Source organism: Clostridium sp. (assembly GCF_036660475.1).
GTDB lineage: Bacteria > Bacillota > Clostridia > Clostridiales > Clostridiaceae > Clostridium_J.
The window spans coordinates 82,858-100,624 of record NZ_JAVXAO010000003.1; the positions used below are offsets into that span (position 1 = coordinate 82,858).

Here is a 17,767-nt window from a genome sequence, read left to right on the forward strand (position 1 = left end):
AGTTTTATGATAGATATAACTAAAGAGTTTTTAATAAATAACTTTAAGATAAATGAAGATGTTTTTAAAGTTTCAGAGCAGGCAATAGAAGACATACAAGAACAGTTTCTAATAATGGATAATATTCGTGAATATAACCAACTTAAAGTTTTAAATGCACTACAAGCAGAAAGAGTAAGTGATATGCATTTTACTAATTCAAGTGGATATGGATATGGAGATATCGGAAGAGATACTTTAGATAAAGTTTTTGCAAGAATCTTCAACACCGAAGCTGCATTGGTGCGACCACACTTTGTAAATGGAACTCATGCAATTGGGTGTGCTTTATTTGGAAATCTTCGTCCAGGAGATACGATGCTTAGTGTTTGTGGGTCTCCTTACGATACTTTACATAATATAATAGGCATAACAAAAGATACAAATATCGGTTCTTTAAAAGAGTACGGTGTAAATTACAAACAACTAGAACTTACTAAAGATGGAAAAGTTGATATATCTAAAATGCAACAGGTGTTGAGAGAAGATAAAACTATTAAAATGGTACATATCCAAAGATCTACAGGATATGGATGGAGAAATGCATTATTAGTTGAAGAAATACAAATTATAATAGACGCAGTTAAAGAAATTAGTACTGCTATATGTTTTGTAGATAATTGTTATGGGGAATTTATTGATACCATTGAACCAACCGATGTAGGTGCAGATTTAATTGCAGGATCACTAATAAAAAACATAGGTGGTGGAATCGCTCCAACTGGCGGATATATTGCTGGTAAAGAACTATTTGTGACTCAAGCTGCCTATAGATTAACTATTCCTGGAATAGGCGGGGAATGTGGTTCTACTTTCGGGGTAATGAGGAGCTTATATCAAGGGTTATTTTTAGCACCGCATGTAGCTGTAGAAGCTGTTAAAACAGCAATTTTTTGTTCAAGGATAATGGATTTATTGGGATTCGATGTTCTACCTAAGTATGACACTAAGAGAAGTGATATTATACAAGCTATAAAATTTAATGATAAAGATAAGCTAATCAACTTTTGCAAGGGCATACAAGCTGGATCTCCAATTGACTCATTTGTAGAATGTGAACCATGGGCTATGCCTGGGTATGAGGATGAAGTGATTATGGCTGCTGGGGCCTTTATTCAAGGCTCATCTATAGAGTTATCTGCAGATGCACCAATTAGAGAACCATACATTGCATACCTTCAAGGTGGATTAACTTTTGACCATGGTAAAACTGGAGTTTTGATTGCAATTTCAAAAATATTATCATAAAAAAAAATTAAGAAGCTATAATTAGCTTCTTAATATTTTCTATAAATTCCTGATAGTTTACCTAATACCTTACAGTCATCTACAATGATTGGTTCCATAGTAGAATTTTCAGGTTGTAGTCTAATGTATCCATCTTCTTTGAAAAACCTTTTTATAGTAGCTTCATTTCCTATTAGTGCTACTATAATATCTCCATTTATAGCAACTGAAGTTTTCTCTATTATAGCTAGATCTTTATCATGTATACCAGCTTCAATCATACTATCACCTTGTACCTTGAGTATGAATAATTCATTAGTGCTTTTTATAAAGTCTAGAGGTATTGTTAAATAATCTTCTATACTTTCTTCTGCAAGAATTGGTATACCGGCTGTAACTTTCCCCACAATAGGAATGTCAATCATTTCTTTTCTCTTATGTGGTTCTTGTAATAATTCAATAGCTCTCGGTTTTGTAGGGTCACGTCTTATTAATCCCTTTTTTTCAAGCCTAGTAAGGTGGCCGTGAACCGTAGATGTTGAACTTAGATTTACAGCTTCACATATTTCTCTAACTGAAGGTGGATAGCCTTTAGCATTAACTTGATTCTTTATAAATTCATAAATCTCAGATTGTTTACTACTTTTAATGTCAATCATCAAAACACCTCTCAATCTAGATAATTATACCATATAGAATGTCAAATATCAAACCTCTGTTCTGCTATTTGACTTAATTACTTATTAATTTTTATATAATTTAAAATTGGAGATGAAATTATGAAAAACTTTCAAGAACTAGGAATCAATTGCAATATAATTAATTCATTAAAGCAATTAAATATAATTATGCCAACTAGAATACAAGAAATGTCCATAGAAAAAATTACCCAAAACTTAGATATAATGATGCAAAGTGAAACTGGAAGTGGTAAAACTCTAGCTTATCTGCTACCTTTAATTGAAAAAATTAACTATGATAAACGTGAAAATCAATTCATAGTATTAGTACCAACTCACGAGTTAGCATTACAAGTAAATGACGTATTAAGTAATTTAGCTGAAAAATCTAGTCTTAATATTAAATCAATCGTTATTATGGGTGACGTGAATATAAAAAGACAAGTTGAAAAACTAAAAGATAAACCTCAATTTGTGATTGGTTCACCAGGAAGAATATTGGAACTTATTAAGCTAAAGAAAATTTCTGCACATGCTGTAAAAACTATAGTAATAGATGAATGTGATAAATTACTTGATAGAAACAATTATGAAGTTGTAAAAGATGTTATTAAAACAACATTAAAAGATAGGCAACTACTAATGACCTCTGCGACTCTCACAGAAGAAACTATTACAATTGGTAAAGAGATTATGAAATCTCCCGAAATAGTTAAATGTAATGAAGATATAACCATAAACCCAAATATTACACACCTCTACATAGTATGTGACAAACGGGATAAAATTTTAACTATTAGGAAGCTTATGGCAAGTATAGAACCTCGAAAGGCTATAGCATTTATAAATAAAACAGATGAAATACAAATCCTTACATCTAAACTTCAATTTCACGGTTTAAATGTTGATGGTATACATGGTAGCTTTATGAAAAATGAAAGACAGAAGGCTATGAATGATTTTAAATCTGAGAAAATAAACCTTTTAGTATCTTCAGATTTATCAGCTAGAGGGCTTGATATTCCAGGAGTTACTCATATATTCAATATAGACTTACCGGAAGATATAAATACATATCTTCATAGAAGTGGTAGAACTGCTCGTGGTGAAAATAAAGGAACTGTAATTTCAATAGTTTCACCTGATGAGATTATTCAAATTAAAAACTTCAGCAACAAGTTCAATTTTACTATTACCGAAAAAACCTTATCCTACGGGAGATTAGATGATGTTATGGGGGTTATTAAAACTCCAAGGAAAAACATTACATCTTCTAATAATAAAAATAACTTAAAAAGTAATTTTAAAAAAAATTCTAGTTCTAACAAAAATAAAAAGTAATATTAAAACTAATATAGTAAATTCATCTAGCATATAATTTATTACAGTTCTATTTATTTAGGAGGAATTATGTCTAGACACTTTACAAATCAAATTTACTTCAGTGACGAAATAGAAGATATAATAAGGTCTTCAGAATTTTTAGGTAAAGGCAATAATGGTGTTGTATATAAAATTAATCCAACTACAATTATAAAATTATTTAATGACAAAATTGTTTGTAGGACCGAATATGAAATACTTAAAGCCTCTAGTGTATGTAAATCTTTCCCTAATGTTTTTAGTTATGGTGATTATTTTATTGTAAGAGAATTTGTTGATGGTGTGCGTATGGATAAATACTTAAATCATAACCCTCTAAATAAAATATTAGTTAAAAACATAGTGAATTTAATAGAAGATTTTAAAATGTTGAATTATACGAAACTTGATATTCGTTGTAAGGATCTTTATGTTCAATCCGACTTCACTATCAAGGTAATTGATCCTAAAGATAATTTTGATAGATATATGCCTTATCCTCAACATCTAATGAAAGGGATATATAAAAGAAATAGCTTAGGTGAGTTTTTCTATTATTTATACTCTATAGATATAAACCTTTACGAGTCATGGACTGAAAAATTCAAATATTATTTACAACATAATGAAATTGTATAATATAAAACATCTAGGCCTATACCGGTTTAGATGTTTTATTTATGTTAATATTTATTAAACTAGTATGAACATAATAAAATAATTCTTCAATTATTTAGCGCTAAATGGTACACTTACAAAGTAAAACATATAAAAGGGGATTGATAAAATATGAAAAAGAAGTTAATTATAAGTTTATTTATTCTATCGTTTATGTCAATGATTTTAGTTGGCTGCAAAACACAAACTAAAGAACCTACCAATACACCTGAGGATAATAAAAACTTATATTTATCCAAGGAAACTGAAAAAAAACCAACAGATCAAAATCCTGTTGTTAAAATCCAACTAGAAGATGACAGTATTATTAAAATAGAATTGTACCCTGATATTGCTCCTAATACTGTAAGGAACTTCATCACTCTTGCAAATGATAAATTCTATGATGGATTAATATTTCACAGAGTAATACCTGGATTTATGATACAAGGTGGTGATCCCGCAGGTAATGGAAGTGGAGGACCTGACTATTCAATTTATGGCGAGTTTTCGAAAAACAATTTTGAGAATAGTATCCTGCACGAAAGAGGGGTAATATCTATGGCTAGAGCTAAAGATAAAAACTCAGGTGGGTCTCAATTTTTTATCATGCATGAAGATTCACCACATTTAGATGGTGATTATGCTGGATTTGGAAAAGTAATTGAAGGTATTGATATAGTGGACAAAATTGCAGCTTCAGAAACTAAAAGTGATAAACCTTTAACTGATATTAAGATTAAAACTATTACAGTGGACACTTTTGGAGTTAAATACAACGCCCCAACAAAATATACAAAATAATAAAGCCATTAATATAGGTCCGATAGTTTCATAACTATCGGACCTATATCTGTTTATATACACCTTTATGTTGCTCACTCTTTTCGGCTTATAAAAATCTATTTGTAAACATCAAATTATAGCAATAATATTAGTATATATTTTACCATTCAATATAATGTTAGTTATATTGAATAGTTTGAACTGGGTTGTTGTTATTTATATAAGTATACACTCTGTATACTTATATAAACCATTTGTATACAGCGGTTATCTGTGGTATACTTAGTATTGTAATATACATATTTAAATTATAAGGAGATTTTAAAAATGGATTCAATTTTAAGTGTAAGAATAAATGAGGGTTTAAAAGAAAAGTTTTTAAAACTAGCAGAAGAACAGGGAGTAAACAATAAAGAATTTATGGATGTTATCATTAAGGCTTACGAACTGAATAAGGCATCTTGCGATGTGGACTACATTAAAAATGATGTAGAGGAGCTTCAAATTATAACAAAGCGAATATTAGATATATATGTAAATGTTATAGATAAAAACAAACTCAAATCACTAGAACTAACAAATAACTTTAAAAATACATTGAACGAAGAACAAACAGCCTTGAAAAACTTAAAGGATGGTAATGATAAAACATTAGTAGAATTAAATGATATTAAGTTAAAAAATAAGAATCTTGAGGAAAAATTAACCGAATATACACGATTGGTAACTAAATCAAAAGAAACATTAAATGAGTACAAAGATCTCAATACAATGCTTAAGGATAAAAATGAAGAATTAATGAAATACAAAAGTGAGTCAGAGGACCTTAAGTTATTAAACGAAAAAATTAAAGAAGATCTAACCGAATCCATTAAAGCATCCCAAAATTACTCAAATCAATTACAAAGTGAACGTATTGATAATTCTTCAGTGAGGAAGCAATTAGAAGAAATAGCTATATACTATGAAAAAAAATTAAAAGAGCAGTCTGATGATTTTAATAAAAAATTATCATTAAGAGAACATGAATTTAAACTATTTGAACAAAAGAAGTTAATTGAAAAAGATGAGGAGTATAGAGAGAGAATCTGGGCCTTAAAATCTCAATTCGAAGATAGGGTAACCACCTTGATATCAGAGAAGGAAACTTTATTGTCAAAATTTCCTACTATATATACTCAAAAAGAATAACAAAAGCTTTAATACAATTTATTTTGTATTAAAGCTTTTGTTATTCTTCTAAATAATTAACTACAGTAAGCAATATACCTACTTACCTTCAGTATAGGCCTTTTGAAGAATATCTAAATATTGTGTAAAGTTATTTTTATCTTCCTCCGGCACTTCTTTTAGCGCATGATCCAAAAATTTACATCTTTCAATCAAAACCGCTTCTAGAATTTGATTTCCTTTTTCTAATGACTTGATTCTTACTATTCGTCTATCTTTAGAATCTCTAATTCTCTTAACAAGTTCCTTACTCTCCATCCTATCAACCAAGTCTGTAATCGTGCTTGGAGCCTGATACAATTTATTGCTAAGCTCGCTAATAGTTACCTCGCTGTGGTTTATAATTATTTGCAAAGCTTCGAATTGAGCTGGTGTAATATCATAATCTTCAAGTATAGTTCTACCTTTTTTCTTTATATAAAAACAAACTCTCCTTAGCAATTGTTCTATTTTTTCTATTTGTATATCTTTATGAAGTTTCAAAAAATCACTCCTTAACTAAAATATAAATGTCACAATTTATCAATTATATACCTTATTATATTCTTTTTTTTGCATATGGTCAATTAATTACAATATTATGTTAATGTTAGTCATAAAAAAAACCTTAAATTATCATATTCACATACAATAACTTAAGGCATCTACTGATTTTTATTATTCTTTAATTTTAGCTATTGTGTCTAAGCACTCTTCACAAATATTTTTACCTTTGTAATTAGTAACATTTCTAGCATTTCCACAGAACAAACATGCTGGTTCATATTTTTTTAATATTATTTGATCTCCATCTACATATATCTCCAAAGCGTCCTTTATTTCTATATCTAATGTTCTTCTTAATTCTATTGGGATTACAATTCTCCCTAGTTCATCTACTTTTCTTACTATACCTGTTGATTTCATGATATTTCCTCCTAAAGTTTATTATTAAATTTTCTTAAGTATTAAAGTAATTTATATATCTAATTTATTATATATAACATACATTATTAAATTATCCAATTAGAATTAAATTATACATTAATAGTTAATGTATATTTATTATAACTTATTTTTACTCAAATTCATAGTAATTTTTTAATTTATTTATAATTTTTTAAGATAAAAGTGATATTTCATACTTTTTTATCGCAAAATTACCTATAATTCGAGAATTGTATAGCAATACCATAATCTTTAGATTTTAGGAGTTGCATTGTTAATTGTAAATCATCCTTATCCTTACCAGATACTCTTAATTGATTATCCATAATTTGCGCTTGAACTTTTGTATTGCTTGATTTTATATCTGCAACCATGGATTTAGCTTTATCGATAGCAATTCCTTTTATTAACTTGCACGTAACCTTAACAGTTCCTAAAGAGCCATTATCTACCTTACCTATATCAATAGCCTTAGTTGGTACACCTCTTTTAACAAACTTTGATTTAAGTACATCAATTACACTATTTAACTTATATTCACTGTCAGATATAATCTTAATTTCATCTTTCACTAGAGTTATCTCTGTTTTTGTACCTTTAAAATCATACCGTTGTTTAATTTCTTTTATAGCCTGATTAATAGCATTATCAACCTCCTGCATATCAATTTCTGATACTACATCAAACGAATACGAACTTGCCATATTAAAACCTCCAAAAAAAATTTTATGTAAAAAATATATAAATATATAATAATTTATATATACTATATTGTCTACATAAAATTATAGTCAATACTATATTTTATTATTTTATTGAAGTTTCTAGTTGATTTTGATACAATAATTCAATAACTTAAAGAGTAATAAAAAAGGTAGTGATAAATATGAAAGAATGTATTTTTGAAGCACAAAAGCCATGTACTAATTGCGGAGAATGTAATCTCTGCGAATATAATAAAGAGAAGATTTGTAACAATTGTAGTAAATGTTTAGAATTAGAAGGATATGATGTTAAAGAAGTAAAAATAGATGAAGTTTTTGATAAAGACATAAATAATGAAATTGAAATTAGCATCGAAGATTTTAGTGATTTTGATTTAAGTGATGAAGATGATCTTGAGGATGATCTTGAGGATGATTTTCAAGAAGATGCTGACATAATAGATGATATGCCTTATATTGACGTAATGGATAATGAAGAAAACTGGACTTATTTAGATGATGTTGAAGGTATGGGTGAACTTTTAGAAGATATTGCATCTACAGATGAGTTAGAAGAAAAATTTCCTGGACTTTATGTTTACAAAAAACACTCTTAAAAATACTTATTTTAACTATATTTAATTTTAAGAATATGCCACACTAATAAATAATTTTATATTAGTGAATACAGGAAATGACTGCTGCTTATTTATAATATCAGCAGTCATTTAATTAATGTAACCATCCATATAGTTTATTCATCGCCAAGGGGATTAGAGTTAACTGCCTTCCTTATCGTTTCATCATCTACATGTACGTAAATTTGTGTAGTACTAACATTTTCATGTCCTAAGATTTCTTGTAGAGTCTTCACATCAACTCCACCATGTTTATGAAGTAACGTTGCTGACGTATGCCTTAGCTTATGTGGAGTATACTTATCCTTGTCTAGTCCTGCCAACCCTACATATTTTTTAACAACCCTCTCTACAGTCCTCTTATTTATCCTTCTATACTTACCACTTATGAATAAAGCATCCCTATCATCAAAATACACTTTATCTATTAATTCATTTCTCACAACTAAGTACTTATTTATAGATTTTATAGAGGCTTTATTAAGATAAATTGTTCTTTCTTTATTTCCTTTTCCTATAACCGTAAGAGTATCACCTTTAATATTAGTAATATTTATGCTACAAAGTTCCGAAAGACGTACACCACAGTTAAGAAATAGGGTAATGATACATAAATCACGGAAAGAGTGTTTTTCTCTATTATTAGCCGCTAATAATAGATCTTTACTTTCCTCAAGTGTCAAATAGATAGGGGATCGCTTACCGATTTTAGGACTCTCTAAATCAAGGGTTGGATCCTGAATTATTATTTTTGCTTTAGAACATAAGTAGTGAAAAAATGACTTTAAAGATGCTACTTTTCTAGCTTTTGCATAGGTACCATTGCATCTCATATTTTCTAAGTAGGAGAGATATGCATAAAAATCCACTAATTGTAAATCATTAAGATGTTTAGCCGAAATATCCACAATGGGAATATCTTCAAAAGAAAGTTCAAACGAAAGAGAAACTTCCTTACACTGGAGCTTTAAGTATTTAAAAAACAAACTTAAATCATAACTGTATGCGGCAATAGTATTACTAGATGCGCCACGAACAGAAGATAAATAACTTAAATAATCTTTTAAGATTTTCGGAAGAGAATCATCGTACATGTAATTTGATTTTAAATTCATAAAATTACTTCCCCCTTTATAAATCAATGTTCAATGTCGCGAAACTTACATTTCACGACATTATATATTCTACAAAACTTACTAAAATCCTTTAATTATTTTAATGAAAATTAAAAGCAGACGTAATCGTCACGTCTGCTTTTAGTATCCATGCTTTTATACGTTTATTTCTACGGCTTCCCCTAGTTTATCTTTATTCATCTCAAGTATAGGATTTATATACTCATCAATAAAATCAACTACCTGACCACTAGCTCTTCCAGTAAACTTACTTGGGTCTATTATTGAAAGAATTTCATCTTTCGACAATCCAAAAGATTCATCAGCTAATATTCTTTCAATTAAGTCATTCTTCTCTCCAAATTCTTTTACCTGTTTTGCCGCTTCTAATGAATGAAGTCTTATCTTCTCATGAAGTTCTTGTCTATCGCCCCCACGCTTAACAGCTTCCATCATAATATTTTCCGTTGCCATAAATGGCAGCTCACTGTTTACATGAGATGCTATTACTTTCTCATATACGACCATATTAGACGTTATATTAATGTATAGGTCTAGTACTCCATCCAACGCTAAAAATGCTTCTGCAATGGATATACGCTTATTTGCTGAATCATCTAAAGTTCTTTCAAACCATTGTGTTGCAGCCGTAATTGCCGGATTCAGAGAATCTACAATTATATACCTAGCAAGAGCACTAATTCTTTCACTTCTCATAGGATTTCTCTTATATGCCATAGCAGAAGATCCAATTTGATTTTTTTCAAATGGTTCCTCCATCTCTTTCATATTTTGAAGAAGTCTCATATCGTTGCTGAATTTATAAGCACTTTGAGCTATTTCAGACAGTGTGTTCAATATTATAGAATCAAGTTTTCTTGAATAAGTTTGGCCTGTAACTGGATATGCTTTTGAAAATCCCATCTTTTCACATACTATTTTATCTAATTTCTTAACTTTTTCCTCATCATTGTTAAATAATGACATAAAACTAGCTTGAGTTCCAGTAGTACCTTTTACTCCTCTAAACTTCATACTAGCTATAACGAAATCTATATTTTCTAAATCCATTAGTAATTCTTGCATCCAAAGTGTGGCTCTCTTTCCCACTGTAGTAAGTTGAGCCGGTTGTAAGTGAGTAAATCCTAATGTAGGTAAATCCTTATACTTCATAGCGAACTCACCCAATTGATTTAATACATTTATTATTTTTTTCCTTATTAAGTGCATAGCCTCACGCATTACTAATAAATCTGTATTATCTCCTACATAACAACTCGTAGCACCTAAATGTATTATCCCCTTAGCTAATGGAGCTGCAACGCCATATGTGTAAACATGACTCATTACATCATGTCTAACTTCTTTCTCTCGTCTCGCAGCTAAATCATAATCTATATTTTCTATATTATCTCGCAACTGTTTTAACTGATCATCTGTAATATTTAACCCTAATTCTTGTTCGCCTTCTGCTAAAGCTACCCAAAGTTTTCTCCAAGTTTTAAATTTCATTTCATCAGAGAATAAATAGCTCATCTCTTTTGATGCATATCTAGTATTAAGTGGTGAATTATATGTATTTCTCATAATAGCCTCCCGTACAAAAATATTTTTTTTCCATTATCATTCCGAATTATAACATACTTTATAAGTAAAAGTCTATTTAAAATTCGTGTTATTATAAACTGTTCTATGGTATTACTGTTCTATTTTAACCTAATATTTCATATATTTATACTACAATTCTATATAAACATGTTGTTTTATAGTAATTCATTTATCTAGGGGGGATTTATATGTGTAAAATAAGTTTAATAGACAAAATATCATTTCTACTAATAATAATAGGAGCGCTTAATTGGGGTATCTTTGGATTATTCAATTTTGATTTAATTCATTTCGTATTTGGATTCTCAGATATTTTAGCTAGATCACTATACATTTTGGTAGGACTTGCGGGCGTAAATATAATAAAATTTTTATATTGTTTAAACAAGAAGTAAGGAATTATAATCATAAGTAGATTTAAATAATTTTATTATGATATCCATTTATTATTTATTGTTTACATTAAACTTTCTTGAAATATCTTAAATGAAAAAATGACTGCTGACATTGTAATATCGTCTGCAGTCATTTTTTACTTATTATTGCGCTTCTTGAATCTCTTGTGCTTTTTCCATCATATCCTTTACTTTCATAAGTCGACTTAAAGCTCCTCTTTCATTTTCATCAAGTTTCATCTTAATATATTTAATAGTCTCTTGAAGTTGAGGAATTGTCATATACTCTAATGCATTAACTCTTCGTCTTGTTTTTTCAATTTCATCCGCCATAAGTTGGCAAGTTTTCTCTACTTCAGCAAGTTCTAAAAGTTTAGGTAGAATTAGATATAGTTTTTCAATTGAGTTATCTAATTCAGATGATGTACTATAAAATCCATAAGGATAAATACTCCCCGAATCTCCTTCAAGTTTCCTTACAAATTTCATCACTGGAACGTTAACACTCATTATATTTTTCTCAGATAGTTCTAGTGATATACTCTCCTTTGGAAAAGAAATAGCTTCTTCTAGAAATTCAGGTGATATCGATGCAGACGCCATAAGAAAATCTTTAAATGTGCCTTGTAAGCTCTCTTCAACCTCTGAACGCAGCTTATTATTGTACTTTATAAGTTCTATAAATCTTCGCATTAGCTCATCCTGCTTATCCTTTAGAAGTTTATGGCCCCTAGTTGCTGTTGCCAATCTTTTTTTTAGTTTTGATAGCTCCATTCTAGTAGGATTCACATTTAATCTTGCCATATACTACTCCTCATCTCTCTTTGGCATATATTTTTCAAGATATTCATCCCTAATTCTCTTAAGTTCAGTTGTAGGAAGTATCTTTAGAAGCTTCCATCCAAGTGATAGCGTTTCTTCAATGCTCCTATTAGTATTGAATCCCTGAGACACATATTGACTTTCAAAAGCCTCTGCAAATTTAGCATATTTTTTATCTGCATCTGAAAGTGCAGACTCACCTAAAATTGCTGATAGTTCTTTTGCTTGTTTACCTTGAGCATATGCTGAAAATAATTGGTTCATTGTATCTGCATGATCTTCTCTTGTTTTACCTTTACCTATCCCCTTATCCTTAAGTCTTGAAAGTGAAGGTAATACATCTATAGGTGGCATTATTCCTTTTTGGTATAGTTCCCTTGAAAGTATAATCTGTCCTTCTGTAATATATCCTGTAAGGTCAGGAATAGGATGTGTTTTATCATCCTCTGGCATTGTAAGGATAGGTATTTGAGTTATAGAACCTTCTCTACCCTTTAATCTTCCTGCTCTCTCATATAATGTTGATAAGTCAGTATATAAGTATCCTGGATATCCACGTCTACCTGGCACTTCTTTTCTTGCTGCTGATACTTCTCTTAATGCTTCTGCATAGTTTGTTATATCAGTCATTATAACAAGCACATGCATACCTCGTTCATAAGCTAAATATTCAGCGGTAGTTAGCGCCATCCTTGGCGTAGCAATTCTCTCTATCGCAGGATCTGAAGCTAAATTCATAAATAATACCGATTTATCTATTGCACCAGTCTTTTTAAATTCATCTACAAAAAATTGTGCTTCCTCAAAAGTTATACCTATTGCAGCAAACACAACTGCAAATTTAGAATCTGAATTTAATACCTGAGATTGACGTGCTATTTGAGCTGCTAATTGAGCATGAGGAAGACCTGATCCTGAAAAAACAGGTAATTTTTGTCCTCTTACTAAAGTGTTAAGTCCATCAATTGCAGATATTCCTGTTTGAATAAATTCAGACGGATAATCCCTTGATACTGGATTTATAGGCTCACCATTTATATCCACTCTTTTCTCTGCAATTATGTTAGGGCCATTGTCATTTGGATGTCCCATACCGTCAAAAATTCTACCAAGCATATCTTCAGATACACCAAGTTCAAGTGGTCTTCCTAGAAATTTAGCCTTCGTACCTTTTAAATTAATACCTGAAGAACCTTCAAAGAGTTGTACCATAGCCTTAGATCCATTAACTTCTAAAACCTTTCCTCTTCTTTTCTCACCAGTTTGTAATTCAATTTCAACTAATTCATCATATTTTACGCCTTCAACGCCTTCAACAACCATTAAAGGCCCCACAACCTCTGTAACAGTTCTATACTCCTTAAGCATTCAGAACACCTCCTTCGCTAATTAACTTATTTACCTCTACTTGCAATTCATCAGCGATCTCACTAATAGCGTTCATATTGTCTTCGGATATATATTTGCTTCTAGCAATTCTATCCCTAACTTTTAAGCCTAAAATTTTATCTAAATACACACCAGAACTTAATGCACGCTCTGCTTCTTTTTTAAATAAAAGAATTAATTTTAGCATCTTATGCTGTTTGTTAAGTGAAGCGTATGTATCAACTTCATGGAAAGCATTTTGTTGCAAATAATCTTCACGTAAAGATTTTGCTACCTCAAGCTTTAGCCTATCTCTTTCTGATAATGCATCTATACCAACTAACCTAACAATCTCATCAAGTCCAGCTTCTTCTTGCAGCAATGTCATCGCGTCTATTCTTAAGCTAGACCAATCTGGTGCAACTTCATCGTCCATCCACTCACCAATACTATCTAAATATAGAGAATATGAATTTAGCCAATTTATTGATGGGAAATGACGTTTATATGCAAGTTGTGCATCAAGTCCCCAGAAAACCTTAACTATTCTTAGCGTTGACTGAGTAACTGGTTCTGATAAATCTCCCCCTGGTGGTGATACAGCTCCAATTGCAGTAACTGCACCTTGTCTTCCATCTTTACCTAGACATATAACCTTACCTGCTCTTTCATAGTAATCAGCTAGTCTTGATCCTAGATAAGCTGGATAACCTTCATCACCCGGCATTTCTTCAAGTCTTCCCGACATTTCTCTAAGTGCTTCTGCCCATCTTGAAGTAGAGTCAGCCATAATTGAAACTGAATAACCCATATCTCTAAAATACTCTGCTATTGTTATCCCCGTATAAATACAAGCTTCACGAGCAGCAACTGGCATATTGGATGTATTAGCTATAAGTACCGTTCTCTTCATTAGACTTTCGCCAGTCTTTGGATCTTTTAATTCTGGAAATTCATTTAAAACATCAGTCATTTCGTTACCGCGTTCACCACACCCAACATAAACAACAATCTCTGTATCTCCCCATTTAGCTATTTGATGTTGAACTACTGTTTTTCCAGCTCCAAATGGTCCTGGAACTGCTGCAGCTCCACCTTTTGCTACTGGAAAAAATGTATCAATAACTCTTTGTCCCGTAACCATTGGTTCTATAGGCTTAAGTTTGCTTGTATAAGGTCTACCTTTTCTAGCTGGCCATTTCTGCATCATAGTTAGAGATTTAATACCTTTCTCAGTTTCTACATCACAGATAATATCTTCAATTGTAAAGTTACCAGCCTTGATATCTTTAATCATTCCTTTAACTCCATATGGAACCATTATCTTATGTAATACTACAGGTGTTTCTTGTACTGTTCCAATTATATCTCCAGCCTCTACAGCCGCTCCAACTTTTACTATCGGATTAAAGTCCCATTTTCTAACTCTATCTAGAGACTTAACTGCAATTCCCTTTTTTAGAAATGGAGAATTTGCAGCCTTCTGTAGTGCATTAAGTGGTCTTTGGATTCCATCAAACATTGATTCAATTAATCCAGGTCCTAGTTCAATACTTAGTGGCTCTCCTGTTGTAACAACTGGATCTCCTGGACCAATACCAGATGTTTCTTCATACACCTGAATTGAAGCCTTATCTCCTCTCATCTCGATAATTTCACCAATCAGGCCTTTTACACCGACCTTTACAACGTCAAATATATTTGCATCATCCATGTCCTTAGCAACAACTAATGGACCGGAAACTTTAACAATAATACCATTCTTCAAGCTTCTTACCTACCCTTCTATAAGATATTTACCCCTACAGCCTTTTCTACATTATCACTAATTCTTTGTTTACCAATATTTAATGTACCTTGATTACTAGGTATTAAAATAATTGCTGGTATAATTTTTTTGTTATACCTTTGAATAGTGTCTTCTAAGTGCTGTGCCAATTGCTCAGTTAAAAATATTACAGCATAATTTTCAAAAGCCATTTTATCAACAATTTTTCTAGCTTCCTCAGTTTCTATTGTTGGAAAAACGTCGATCCCTAATGCTTTAAATGCTAAAACGGAATCTCTATCTCCAACTACACCTATTTTATGCATACAGTTCACGCAACCTTCCCCTAATAACTTCAGTGCTTACCTTATTAATTTTACCTACCATTATAATTCGAATTATTTTTATTTCTGTTTCTTTTGCAATTATATAGGCAATAATAGGTTCAGGTCCAAAATTCACACGTTTAGCACCTCTTATATATTCCATTAAATAATTATCATATAGTACATCTAAAGATGCAATATTCCCAGTGGATGTATATTCATCTAAGATAAAGTTTAACACTTTTGAATAAGAAATTCTTCTTATTTTACTGATAAATGACTCTAACGAATTATTAAGTCCATCTATGAATAACTTATTTTCAATGATTCCCCCAGATATCAATACACTTTCTAAAAATCTTCCATCTTTATTCTGTCTTTTAACTCTAAGCATAGTTTTTATATTAGTTATATCTATAGATTGCTTTACATACTCAGTTATAAAATCAACACCAAGTTGTTTTGCTCTTTGCAACATATCTTTAAACATGAATTTATCTAGGACAGTATCTATCTTTTGAGGATCACTGTAAGCATTAAATTCTTCATTTACGCTCATAATCGCCTCTCTGAAATTATTATCTAGTAATTTCAGTTCATCAGATAATATAGCAGTCTTAAAATCTGATACTGGTATTGTTCCAATTGGAATTAAAATATTACTTAAATCTATTCCCATAGCTTTAGCTTTCATCAGCACCTTTATATTATGGTAATCATACCGTAAACTCATGATATCTATAACTTCTTTTGTTGGTGATATTTTATATAAATCAGTATAAACGTTAACAAGCTCTTCTTTGAGAACTTTCTCGTAATTATAAGCTGAATCTATATTGTTTATTAACATTCCATATACTGTTTCCTGTAATACTTTGAAAACATCTTCTGGAGTTTCACTATCTAACAGTCTTTCTATTCTATTCTTGTCAAGGAGTCTCGTTTCAATAACCCTTAATCGAGCTACAGCATGGGTAAAGTCCATTCTATCCATTTAAATACCTCCTTACTTTTCTGAAAACAATATTTTACCGACCTCATATTCTAACTCATACCGAAGCGAATCTACTAATTCATTAAAGGAATTATTAATTTCAATTCCATTTTTAGATATTATAAATCCACCATCAATAACATAATTTTTATTAGAAAATGATACAAGCCCTAACTTCTTAGAATTCAAAAGGTCCATGTTTAATCTTTCCAAAAAATCTTTTGGCAATTTAACTCTATCTAATTCATTCATAATTATCTCTTCATCACCGTCAATATCTAATGATATTATAGCTGCATGCATAAAATGAGTAAATTTTGCCGAATCCATATCTTTTAACTTTTGTTTTGAAATTTCAAAAACTTTCCCAATAATTTGTTGCTTAGCCTTTAATTTATTATTTCTTACTTCAAGTTCAGATTTAGATATAACCCTATCTCTCGCCGATTTACTTTCAAGTGTTGCTCTTTCTAAAATAGAAGAAGCTCTTTTCGTAGCTTCTTCTATTTTATTACCAATTAATTTATCTGCTTTAATACTAGCTTCATTTAAAATTTCAATTTTCTTAACTTCTGCATCATTTATAATTTTAGAAGTAAGATTATCTAAATTAGACATACTTTTCACTTCCTTAATTAAAAGTTATTATTCATTACTAATAATAGAGACATTACGAAACCTAATAATGCATAAGTTTCAACCATTACAGTTAAAATAATACCTTTTGTATTATGTTCAGGCCTCTTAGCCAGTATTTGTATCGCTGCTGCTGCTGTTCTAGCTTGTGCTATTGCTGATTTCCATCCAGCAAGTGCAATAGGAAGACATGCTGCAAATAAATAAAAGCCAGATGCTAAAGACATCTCAGGAGTTAATTGAAGTGATACTAAAAGTGCTATAACAAATCCATATAGACCTTGTGTACCTGGAAGTAATTCAAGAATTAAAGCTTTACCAAATTTATCTGGTTCTTCTGCCAAAAGTCCTGTAGCTGCTTCACCAACCATTCCAACCCCTCTTGCTGATCCTATTCCTGGTAAAGCTGCTGCAAGGGCAACCCCTATTGCTCCTATAACTATTCCACCGTATAGTTCTAAAAATTCCATCATAATATTATTCCT

The 17,767-nt window shown here is 30.6% G+C and carries 20 protein-coding genes; 7 read left to right on the plus strand and 13 right to left on the minus strand.

The window, feature by feature from the left end; genetic code table 11:
* The first annotated feature begins 6 nt into the window (after nucleotides 1-6).
* Nucleotides 7-1,287 (plus strand): methionine gamma-lyase family protein, encoded by a 1,281-nt coding sequence (locus RSA29_RS05935; RefSeq protein ID WP_332660152.1) that lies wholly within the window; start codon nucleotides 7-9, stop codon nucleotides 1,285-1,287.
* 29 nt (nucleotides 1,288-1,316) lie between these two features.
* Here the strand turns inward: RSA29_RS05935 and lexA are convergent, their stop codons facing one another.
* Nucleotides 1,317-1,925 carry a transcriptional repressor LexA gene (gene lexA / locus RSA29_RS05940; RefSeq protein WP_332660150.1) on the minus strand — a complete coding sequence of 203 codons (609 nt, stop codon included), beginning with the start codon at nucleotides 1,923-1,925 and terminating at the stop codon, nucleotides 1,317-1,319.
* A gap of 117 nt (nucleotides 1,926-2,042) precedes the next feature.
* On the opposite strand from lexA, the gene RSA29_RS05945 reads away from it, so the two are divergent.
* The 4 genes from RSA29_RS05945 to RSA29_RS05960 all read left to right on the plus strand — a co-directional run bounded on the left by RSA29_RS05945 (nucleotide 2,043) and on the right by RSA29_RS05960 (nucleotide 5,942).
* Nucleotides 2,043-3,287 carry a DEAD/DEAH box helicase gene (locus RSA29_RS05945; RefSeq protein WP_332660291.1) on the plus strand — a complete coding sequence of 415 codons (1,245 nt, stop codon included), beginning with the start codon at nucleotides 2,043-2,045 and terminating at the stop codon, nucleotides 3,285-3,287.
* Nucleotides 3,288-3,356: 69 nt separating this feature from the next.
* Nucleotides 3,357-3,947, plus strand: a complete 591-nt coding sequence (locus RSA29_RS05950) for a protein kinase (protein ID WP_332660148.1) — start codon at nucleotides 3,357-3,359, stop codon at nucleotides 3,945-3,947.
* A 150-nt stretch (nucleotides 3,948-4,097) separates the two neighbouring features.
* Complete coding sequence (locus RSA29_RS05955) at nucleotides 4,098-4,769, plus strand: peptidylprolyl isomerase (RefSeq protein ID WP_332660146.1); 672 nt, start codon at nucleotides 4,098-4,100, stop codon at nucleotides 4,767-4,769.
* Nucleotides 4,770-5,078: 309 nt separating this feature from the next.
* Entirely contained in the window at nucleotides 5,079-5,942 is an 864-nt protein-coding gene (locus tag RSA29_RS05960; protein WP_332660144.1) for a hypothetical protein, read from the plus strand.
* Nucleotides 5,943-6,020: 78 nt separating this feature from the next.
* On the opposite strand, the gene RSA29_RS05965 is transcribed toward RSA29_RS05960, so the two are convergent.
* From RSA29_RS05965 to RSA29_RS05975, 3 genes are all read right to left on the minus strand, one after another.
* Nucleotides 6,021-6,464, minus strand: a complete 444-nt coding sequence (locus tag RSA29_RS05965; protein ID WP_332660142.1) for a MarR family transcriptional regulator — start codon at nucleotides 6,462-6,464, stop codon at nucleotides 6,021-6,023.
* Between the two features lie 174 nt (nucleotides 6,465-6,638).
* Nucleotides 6,639-6,887, minus strand: coding sequence for an AbrB/MazE/SpoVT family DNA-binding domain-containing protein (locus tag RSA29_RS05970; protein ID WP_332660140.1), 249 nt, complete (start codon nucleotides 6,885-6,887; stop codon nucleotides 6,639-6,641).
* Between the two features lie 233 nt (nucleotides 6,888-7,120).
* A complete protein-coding gene (locus tag RSA29_RS05975) occupies nucleotides 7,121-7,612 on the minus strand; it encodes a YajQ family cyclic di-GMP-binding protein (protein WP_332660138.1) in 492 nt (163 codons plus the stop codon).
* 182 nt (nucleotides 7,613-7,794) lie between these two features.
* Between RSA29_RS05975 and RSA29_RS05980 the strand changes: the two genes are divergently transcribed.
* Nucleotides 7,795-8,229 (plus strand): hypothetical protein, encoded by a 435-nt coding sequence (locus RSA29_RS05980; RefSeq protein WP_332660136.1) that lies wholly within the window; start codon nucleotides 7,795-7,797, stop codon nucleotides 8,227-8,229.
* Between the two features lie 137 nt (nucleotides 8,230-8,366).
* On the opposite strand, the gene RSA29_RS05985 is transcribed toward RSA29_RS05980, so the two are convergent.
* Nucleotides 8,367-9,365, minus strand: a complete 999-nt coding sequence (locus RSA29_RS05985) for a tyrosine recombinase XerC (protein WP_332660134.1) — start codon at nucleotides 9,363-9,365, stop codon at nucleotides 8,367-8,369.
* Between the two features lie 156 nt (nucleotides 9,366-9,521).
* Entirely contained in the window at nucleotides 9,522-10,952 is a 1,431-nt protein-coding gene (gene purB / locus RSA29_RS05990) for an adenylosuccinate lyase (protein ID WP_332660132.1), read from the minus strand.
* A 209-nt stretch (nucleotides 10,953-11,161) separates the two neighbouring features.
* Between purB and RSA29_RS05995 the strand changes: the two genes are divergently transcribed.
* Nucleotides 11,162-11,368 (plus strand): DUF378 domain-containing protein, encoded by a 207-nt coding sequence (locus RSA29_RS05995; protein WP_332660131.1) that lies wholly within the window; start codon nucleotides 11,162-11,164, stop codon nucleotides 11,366-11,368.
* A 144-nt stretch (nucleotides 11,369-11,512) separates the two neighbouring features.
* Here RSA29_RS05995 and RSA29_RS06000 read toward each other — a convergent pair whose 3' ends face one another.
* Genes RSA29_RS06000 through RSA29_RS06030 form a run of 7 tightly spaced genes read right to left on the minus strand, consistent with a single transcriptional unit; the run spans nucleotide 11,513 to nucleotide 17,755 of the window.
* Nucleotides 11,513-12,172 carry a V-type ATP synthase subunit D gene (locus RSA29_RS06000; RefSeq protein ID WP_332660129.1) on the minus strand — a complete coding sequence of 220 codons (660 nt, stop codon included), beginning with the start codon at nucleotides 12,170-12,172 and terminating at the stop codon, nucleotides 11,513-11,515.
* A gap of 3 nt (nucleotides 12,173-12,175) precedes the next feature.
* Nucleotides 12,176-13,558: a V-type ATP synthase subunit B gene (locus tag RSA29_RS06005; protein WP_332660127.1), complete on the minus strand. Its 1,383-nt coding sequence runs from the start codon at nucleotides 13,556-13,558 to the stop codon at nucleotides 12,176-12,178.
* Entirely contained in the window at nucleotides 13,551-15,326 is a 1,776-nt protein-coding gene (locus RSA29_RS06010; protein ID WP_332660125.1) for a V-type ATP synthase subunit A, read from the minus strand. The genes RSA29_RS06005 and RSA29_RS06010 overlap by 8 nt, the downstream gene beginning before the upstream one ends.
* Before the next feature lie 17 nt (nucleotides 15,327-15,343).
* Nucleotides 15,344-15,661 (minus strand): V-type ATP synthase subunit F, encoded by a 318-nt coding sequence (locus tag RSA29_RS06015; protein WP_332660123.1) that lies wholly within the window; start codon nucleotides 15,659-15,661, stop codon nucleotides 15,344-15,346.
* Complete coding sequence (locus RSA29_RS06020; protein WP_332660121.1) at nucleotides 15,645-16,646, minus strand: V-type ATP synthase subunit C; 1,002 nt, start codon at nucleotides 16,644-16,646, stop codon at nucleotides 15,645-15,647. The genes RSA29_RS06015 and RSA29_RS06020 overlap by 17 nt, the downstream gene beginning before the upstream one ends.
* Before the next feature lie 12 nt (nucleotides 16,647-16,658).
* Nucleotides 16,659-17,264 carry a V-type ATP synthase subunit E family protein gene (locus tag RSA29_RS06025; RefSeq protein ID WP_332660119.1) on the minus strand — a complete coding sequence of 202 codons (606 nt, stop codon included), beginning with the start codon at nucleotides 17,262-17,264 and terminating at the stop codon, nucleotides 16,659-16,661.
* Nucleotides 17,265-17,281: 17 nt separating this feature from the next.
* Entirely contained in the window at nucleotides 17,282-17,755 is a 474-nt protein-coding gene (locus RSA29_RS06030; RefSeq protein WP_332660117.1) for a V-type ATP synthase subunit K, read from the minus strand.
* Nucleotides 17,756-17,767 lie beyond the last annotated feature (12 nt).

Coding starts and splice junctions, on each gene's coding strand:
- RSA29_RS05935 (WP_332660152.1), top strand. CDS start 7: ATGATAGATATAACTAAAGAGTTTTTAATAAATAACTTTAAGATAAAT.
- lexA (WP_332660150.1), bottom strand. CDS start 1,925: ATGATTGACATTAAAAGTAGTAAACAATCTGAGATTTATGAATTTATA.
- RSA29_RS05950 (WP_332660148.1), top strand. CDS start 3,357: ATGTCTAGACACTTTACAAATCAAATTTACTTCAGTGACGAAATAGAA.
- RSA29_RS05955 (WP_332660146.1), top strand. CDS start 4,098: ATGAAAAAGAAGTTAATTATAAGTTTATTTATTCTATCGTTTATGTCA.
- RSA29_RS05960 (WP_332660144.1), top strand. CDS start 5,079: ATGGATTCAATTTTAAGTGTAAGAATAAATGAGGGTTTAAAAGAAAAG.
- RSA29_RS05970 (WP_332660140.1), bottom strand. CDS start 6,887: ATGAAATCAACAGGTATAGTAAGAAAAGTAGATGAACTAGGGAGAATT.
- RSA29_RS05975 (WP_332660138.1), bottom strand. CDS start 7,612: ATGGCAAGTTCGTATTCGTTTGATGTAGTATCAGAAATTGATATGCAG.
- RSA29_RS05980 (WP_332660136.1), top strand. CDS start 7,795: ATGAAAGAATGTATTTTTGAAGCACAAAAGCCATGTACTAATTGCGGA.
- RSA29_RS05985 (WP_332660134.1), bottom strand. CDS start 9,365: ATGAATTTAAAATCAAATTACATGTACGATGATTCTCTTCCGAAAATC.
- purB (WP_332660132.1), bottom strand. CDS start 10,952: ATGAGAAATACATATAATTCACCACTTAATACTAGATATGCATCAAAA.
- RSA29_RS05995 (WP_332660131.1), top strand. CDS start 11,162: ATGTGTAAAATAAGTTTAATAGACAAAATATCATTTCTACTAATAATA.
- RSA29_RS06000 (WP_332660129.1), bottom strand. CDS start 12,172: ATGGCAAGATTAAATGTGAATCCTACTAGAATGGAGCTATCAAAACTA.
- RSA29_RS06005 (WP_332660127.1), bottom strand. CDS start 13,558: ATGCTTAAGGAGTATAGAACTGTTACAGAGGTTGTGGGGCCTTTAATG.
- RSA29_RS06020 (WP_332660121.1), bottom strand. CDS start 16,646: ATGGATAGAATGGACTTTACCCATGCTGTAGCTCGATTAAGGGTTATT.
- RSA29_RS06025 (WP_332660119.1), bottom strand. CDS start 17,264: ATGTCTAATTTAGATAATCTTACTTCTAAAATTATAAATGATGCAGAA.
- RSA29_RS06030 (WP_332660117.1), bottom strand. CDS start 17,755: ATGATGGAATTTTTAGAACTATACGGTGGAATAGTTATAGGAGCAATA.